The organism is Romboutsia sp. (genome assembly GCF_056995035.1).
In genome coordinates this window covers 1-6,669 of record NZ_JBXKIW010000077.1, presented here as the reverse complement: position 1 = coordinate 6,669, position 6,669 = coordinate 1, and the positions used below count along the sequence as shown (strand labels likewise).

Sequence of the window (6,669 nt, the reverse complement as noted above, 5' to 3'; positions counted from 1 at the left end):
AAAATTTTAATATATATTTTATTTTGTTCACTAAAATCGAGTTATATACAAATTTTTTAGTTTTGTATTTATATATTTATAATAAAAGGAGATGGTTAGAACCATCTCCTTTTGATAACAATATTTCTATTATTTATTTAACAACTATGTTAACTAATTTCTTAGGAACTGCAACTACTTTAACTATAGTCTTTCCTTCAACTAATTCTTTTATCTTTTCATCTTCCATCGCTACTTTTTCCATCTCTTCTCTTGAAATATTAGCAGCAACACTTAACTTACCTCTAACCTTACCATTTACTTGAACTACTATTTCAACTTCATCTTTAACTAACGCAGTCTCATCATGTTTTGGCCAAGATATATTAAATATACTTCCTTCTTTACCTATCATAGTCCATAATTCTTCCCCTATATGAGGTGCAAAAGGTGCAAGTATAGTTACTATAGTCTCTATACCTTCTTTTATAACCACTTCATTTCTGTTATCTAACTCTTTATATTTGTACATTTCATTTATTAATTCCATTAAAGCAGATATAGCCGTATTGAATCCAAATTTCTCATTTAAGTCTTCTGTTACTTTCTTTAGAGTAGCATTTATAGTATATCTCATAGCTTTATCTTCTTTAGTTAATTCACCCATAGAAGAATCACACTTAGTTAAATCTACTAATTCATCCACTAATCTGTAAACTCTATTTAAGAATCTGAAGCATCCTTCAACACCTTGTTCAGACCATTCTAAATCTCTTTCTGGTGGTGCTGCAAATAATACGAATAATCTAGCAGTGTCTGCTCCATATTCATCTATTATTTCTAATGGAGACACAACATTTCCTTTAGATTTACTCATCTTAGCCCCATCTTTTAAAACCATACCTTGCGTTAATAAATTTTTAAATGGTTCTTTAAAGTCTAACATTCCCATTTCATTGAATGCTTTAACAAAGAATCTTGCGTAAAGTAAGTGCATTATAGCATGTTCTACTCCACCTATATATTGATCAACTGGCATCCAGTTATTAACTACTTCTTTACCAAATGGTTCTTCAGTATTTTTAGAATCTATATATCTTAAGAAGTACCAAGAAGAATCTACAAAAGTATCCATTGTATCAACTTCTCTTCTTGCTGGTTTTCCACAACAAGGACAAGTAGCATTCATGAATTCTTTAGAAGTTGTAAGTGGTGATTCACCTTTACCTGTAAATTCTATATCAGTTGGTAATAATATTGGTAAATTTTCTTTCTTTTCAGGAACTAATCCACACTCTTCACAATATACTACAGGTATTGGACATCCCCAATATCTTTGTCTAGAAGTAACCAGTCTCTTAATCTATAGTTAACTGTTTTCTTTCCTCTTCCCATTTCCTCTATTTTTTCTATTATGGCATCGAAAGCTTTTGATGCATCCATACCATCAAAATCACCTGAGTTTATCATTATATTTTCTTCATTTATAACTTCAACTACTTCTAAGTTGTACTTAGCTGCAAATTCAGAATCTCTTTCATCATGTGCTGGTACTGCCATAACTGCACCTGTTCCATAGTCTGCAAGTACATAGTTTGCTATCCATAATTGCACTTTCTTTCCGTTTAATGGATTTATAACATACTTACCTATAAACATACCTTCTTTTTCTAAGTCACTTGAAGTTCTTTCTATTTCAGTCATAGTGTGCATTTTAGCTACGAAAGTATCTACTGCTTCTTCATACTCTGTACCTGCAACTAATTCTTTAACTAATTCATGCTCTGGAGCAAGAACCATATAAGAGACTCCATAAACTGTATCTGGTCTAGTTGTAAATACAGTTACAGTTTTATCGCTTCCATCTATATCAAAAGTTATTTCTGCTCCAGTACTTTTTCCTATCCAGTTTCTTTGCATTGTCTTAACTTTATCTGGCCATCCATCTAAAGTATCTAAATCTTGAAGTAATTCTTCTGCAAAATGAGTTGTTTTGAAATACCATTGTTCTAAGTCTTTCTTAACAACTATAGCATCACATCTTTCACATTCACCTTGTACAACTTGTTCATTAGCAAGAACTGTTTCACAAGAAGGACACCAGTTAACAAAAGATTTTTTCTTATATGCTAATCCATGTTCTAAGAACTTCAGGAATATTTCTTGAGTAAACTTGTAGTATTCTGGTGTAGACGTTGCTATTTCTCTATCCCAATCATAGCTAAGTCCTAGTAATTTTAACTGACCTTTCATATCTTCTATATTTTCCATAGTCCACTTGTGGGGATGTATTCCATGCTTTATAGCCGCATTTTCAGCTGGAAGACCAAATGAATCCCACCCCATTGGATGAAGAACATTAAATCCTTCCATTTTCTTAAATCTAGCTATAACATCACCTATAGAATAGTTTCTAACATGTCCCATATGTATTTTACCTGATGGATAAGGTAACATTTCTAGTGTATAGTAATTTGGCTTTGATGAATCTTCTGTGTTTGTTTTATACTGATCATTTTCTACCCAAGTTTTTTGCCATTTAGCTTCAACTTCATTTGGTTTATAAACATTCATTAAAATTCCCTCCTGTATAATTAATTATTTTAATATAAAAAAATCCTCTATCACTAAACATAATGTTTAGGGACGAGGATTATCTTCGCGGTACCACCCTAATTAGTCTATTTCTAGACTCTCTTAGATAGTTTTTATGCCAACTATGGCTAAATAGATATTGCCTAGCAAGTTCAAAGATACATTTTACTAGTTTTCACCAACACTAGCTCTCTGGAAAAACATATTCTTTTACTACTCTAGTCTATTTAATATTTTAAATTTTTCTAATTATAATAGTTTATATTATCATTTCTATGCTAAAGTGTCAACATCCACATGTGGAGCATCTTGCCATAATTTTTCTAATTTGTAGTATTCTCTATTTTCTTCATTGAATACATGAACCATAACATCACCATAATCAAGAAGTACCCAAACTTGAGAATCATATCCTTCTTTTCCTCTTGGCTCTACCCCAAGCTTTGTTAATTCATCTTCTACATTATCAGCTATAGCTTTTACTTGTCTTGTAGAAGACGCTGTAGCTACAACAAAATAATCACATAAACTAGAAACCGCTCCTATATTTATTATCGATATATCTTGTCCTAATTTATCATCTATTGCATCGTATATAACTTTCGTCATTTGTTCTACTGTCATATTATTTCCTACCTTTCCTATTTTTAAACGTATTTAAATATTATACCATAAATACTTCTTTATACACCATTGTATTTTACTTTTTAATATTATTATTACCTTATAATGATTTTTGTTTCATAAGATAATTTCTAGCTTCTACCGTTCTTGGATGTATAAGTTGTTTGTTTTCAATAACAAATTTTATTGTGTTATTAAAAGATATTAATAGCGCTTCATCTAAATTACCGTTATAAGTTAATTCTCTCAGTAAGTTTACACTTGGAAAATCCCTATCCTCTTCTATTAAATCCGCCATATAAATTATTTTTTCTAATAAAGTCATATTTTCTTTACCTGTAGTATGATACTTAACTGCATTAATTATGTCTTCATCTTCTATTTTTAATTCATATTTAGCAATATAAGAACCTATTACACTATGCGATAGTGCTAAATTTTCTTTTTCTAAACAATCTAATTTAATCTTATGCTTATCTACATAGTATTCTACTTCTTCAGTACTTAAATACTTCGCACAATCATGTATAATTCCAGCTAAGCAAGCCTTATCTTTATCATAATTATAAATTTCACTTAGCTTAATAGCGCAATTACATACATTTAAAGAATGTTTATATCTTCTTTGAGGTAACATTTCTTTCATTTTATTATTAATACTATCTAAATTCATTTACTCATCTCCATCTTTATATAACGTATTATTATATATATACTTTTCAACATCTTCAGGAACTAAATATCTTACTGATTTATTTTCTTTTAATTGATTTCTTATATAAGTAGATGAAATATCTAACGAAGGAACATAAACACTTATGATGTTTGCATTGTATTTTTTTGTTAATTTTTCTATTTTTTCTTGTGCTCTTAGTAAACTTATTCCAGGCCTAGTAGCTGCTATAAATGTTGCTAGTTTAAAATTTTCACTTACATTTTTCCATGTTTCAATATCACATATAGCATCTGCACCTGTTATAAAATATATATCTATATTTTCATATTCTCGTTTAAGATATCTTAATGTATCTATTGTATACGTTTTTTCATTTTTTTTTATTTCTAAATCTGAAACTATAAAATCATCATTGTTCATAGTTGCAAGAGTAACCATTTTATATCTATCATATTTATTAGTTACATTACTTAGTTTATGAGGTGGATTTCCTGATGGTATAAAAAGAATTTTATCTAATCTATATTTATCTCTAATAAACTCTGCAGTAGCTAAGTGTGCATAATGTATAGGATCAAAAGTCCCTCCCATTATGCCTATCTTAATTTCCTCATTATTTTTTTTAAAGTTTTCTAGTTTAACAGTATTTTTTATCTCTGCTTCCTTAATCAGATTATCAATACTCATTTTTCGTCTCCTTTATAGCAATTATATTATTATTGTATCATTATTTTTATAATATTAAAGGTTATAAATTGTTTTTTAGTATATACTTATAGTTATATACAATTTAAAGGAGATTTTTCATGGCTATAATTACTAAAATAGAAGCACAAAAGAAAAATGATGACAGAGTTAATATTTATGTAAATGATGAGTTTTTCATCGCTATATTTACAGAGTTAGTATATACATTCAATCTAAAAAAGGGTATGACTATAGAAGAAGAAAATTTAAAACACATTTTAAACGAAGAAATGTACATGAAAGCTAAGAATAAGGCATTAAATATTTTAGCTAAAGCTGATCAATCGGAGAAAAAGATAAGAGAAAAACTATCTTCTGATTTTGAAGATGACACGATAGAAATGGTTATAAAATTCCTTAAGAAAAATAATTTTATTAACGATGATATTCTAGCTCAAAAGATAGTTAATACTAATGTTAATTTAAACAGATGTGGTAAAAATAGAATAAAACAAAATCTATATAACAAAGGAATTGATAAACAGTCTATAGATGAGGCTATTTCTGATATAGATACTGATGTTGAATTTGAAAATGCCATGTATTTAGCAAAAAAAAGATACGATAGAGTTAAAAAGGAAGACAAAAGAAAAATATATCAAAAAATTTCACAACACCTTGCTTATAAAGGATTTAGTTATGATATTATAAAAAGAGTGTTAGATAAACTTTTAAATTCAAATGAGTATGATATGTAATATATCTATTATTATTAAATAGGAGGATTTATTTTGAGTGAAGTTAAAAGGCTAATGATAGGTGCGATTAGTATAGCGATTGGAATATACAATATTATTCAACTATATAAACAAGACAGCATAAAGTAAGAAAGAGATTATTAAATAATAATCTCTTTTTTATTTTAATATGTTTTTTAATGCTTAATTAGTAATAAATGTATTTTAAAATACAAATACTATATTAACTACTAAAATATAAGGAGAAATTTATGATAGATTTAGTTTTACTTGGATGTGGTGGTAATATGCCAATGCCTAATAGATTTTTATCTTCTTTGTTTATAAATTACAAAGGCAGAAAAATACTTATAGATTGCGGTGAAGGAACTCAAATTTCTATGAAAATGAAAAATTGTGGTTTTAAAAATATAGACTTAATATGTATAACTCACCTTCACGGGGATCATTTTAATGGACTTATTGGACTTTTATCCACTATTGCAAATAGTTCTAGAACTGAAGATTTAACTATAATAGGTCCATACGGAATCAGAGAACATATGAATGCTGTTAGAGTATTAGTTGAATACTTACCATATAATATACATGTTATTGAAAATCCTCAAGGACCCTTCTCTTTATGCCATGAGCATTTAAAAGATATAGATATTTCAACTATTGAGCTAGAACATTCAACAGAATGTTTAGGGTACAGCTTATATTTTAAAAGATGCCCGAAGTTTAATAAAGATAAAGCTACTTTAAATAACGTACCTACTATTTTATGGCAAAAACTTCAATCAGGAAAAAGTATTACAATGGATGGAGTTGAATACAAACCAGAGATGGTTTTAGGAGATGATAGAAAAGGTATTAAAGTTAGTTTCATAACAGATACTAGACCTATATTTTCAATACCTGAATTTATAAAAGATAGTGATTTATTCATTTGCGAGGCTATGTATGGTGATGATATGGATATTTCTAAGGCTGTTAAAAATAATCATATGACTTTTAGAGAATCGGCAAATTTAGCAAGATTAGGTAATGTAAAAAAACTCCTTTTAACTCACTTTAGCCCCTCTCTTGAAAATCCACATGAATTTATAGAAAATGCTACTAGTGTTTTTGAAAATACAATTCTCGGAGAAGACAGACTTGAATTTAATTTAAGTTTTGAAGATTAAAGATATTATTTCATAGATATCTTTAATTTTATACATAAAAAAGAGTGTAGAGAATGTACTGCACCCCAATTGTTGGACCAAAAATCTAACAGTTGGGGTGTTTTTACATGGCGAAATATGATTATGATTTCAAATTAAAAGTTGTTATGTCTTATTTAAATGGAGACGGAGGATATAAGTC

Annotated in this window: 5 protein-coding genes, 1 pseudogene and 1 other annotated feature; of the genes and pseudogenes, 2 read left to right on the top strand and 4 right to left on the bottom strand. The window is 28.3% G+C overall.

What is annotated here, in order from left to right; translation table 11 throughout:
• Positions 1 to 133: 133 nt before the first annotated feature.
• From leuS to nadD, 4 genes and pseudogenes are all read right to left on the bottom strand, one after another.
• Positions 134 to 2,553, bottom strand: a pseudogene (leuS, locus tag AC11VW_RS12550) (leucine--tRNA ligase).
• A gap of 65 nt (positions 2,554 to 2,618) precedes the next feature.
• Positions 2,619 to 2,804: a binding site (T-box leader), on the bottom strand.
• A gap of 43 nt (positions 2,805 to 2,847) precedes the next feature.
• Positions 2,848 to 3,198, bottom strand: coding sequence for a ribosome silencing factor (rsfS, locus tag AC11VW_RS12545; protein WP_484301766.1), 351 nt, complete (start codon positions 3,196 to 3,198; stop codon positions 2,848 to 2,850).
• 100 nt (positions 3,199 to 3,298) lie between these two features.
• A complete protein-coding gene (gene yqeK / locus AC11VW_RS12540) occupies positions 3,299 to 3,871 on the bottom strand; it encodes a bis(5'-nucleosyl)-tetraphosphatase (symmetrical) YqeK (protein ID WP_484301765.1) in 573 nt (190 codons plus the stop codon).
• Positions 3,872 to 4,561, bottom strand: a complete 690-nt coding sequence (nadD, locus tag AC11VW_RS12535) for a nicotinate-nucleotide adenylyltransferase (RefSeq protein WP_484301764.1) — start codon at positions 4,559 to 4,561, stop codon at positions 3,872 to 3,874.
• A 119-nt stretch (positions 4,562 to 4,680) separates the two neighbouring features.
• Here nadD and recX point away from each other — a divergent pair, with 119 nt between their 5' ends.
• Entirely contained in the window at positions 4,681 to 5,319 is a 639-nt protein-coding gene (recX, locus tag AC11VW_RS12530) for a recombination regulator RecX (RefSeq protein ID WP_484301763.1), read from the top strand.
• Positions 5,320 to 5,570: 251 nt separating this feature from the next.
• Positions 5,571 to 6,488, top strand: coding sequence for a ribonuclease Z (locus AC11VW_RS12525; protein ID WP_484301762.1), 918 nt, complete (start codon positions 5,571 to 5,573; stop codon positions 6,486 to 6,488).
• Positions 6,489 to 6,669 lie beyond the last annotated feature (181 nt).

What these genes read in the sequence shown, in the direction of transcription:
- recX (WP_484301763.1), top strand. Translation starts at nt 4,681, where the DNA reads ATGGCTATAATTACTAAAATAGAAGCACAAAAGAAAAATGATGACAGA.
- yqeK (WP_484301765.1), bottom strand. Translation starts at nt 3,871, where the DNA reads ATGAATTTAGATAGTATTAATAATAAAATGAAAGAAATGTTACCTCAA.
- rsfS (WP_484301766.1), bottom strand. Translation starts at nt 3,198, where the DNA reads ATGACAGTAGAACAAATGACGAAAGTTATATACGATGCAATAGATGAT.
- nadD (WP_484301764.1), bottom strand. Translation starts at nt 4,561, where the DNA reads ATGAGTATTGATAATCTGATTAAGGAAGCAGAGATAAAAAATACTGTT.
- AC11VW_RS12525 (WP_484301762.1), top strand. Translation starts at nt 5,571, where the DNA reads ATGATAGATTTAGTTTTACTTGGATGTGGTGGTAATATGCCAATGCCT.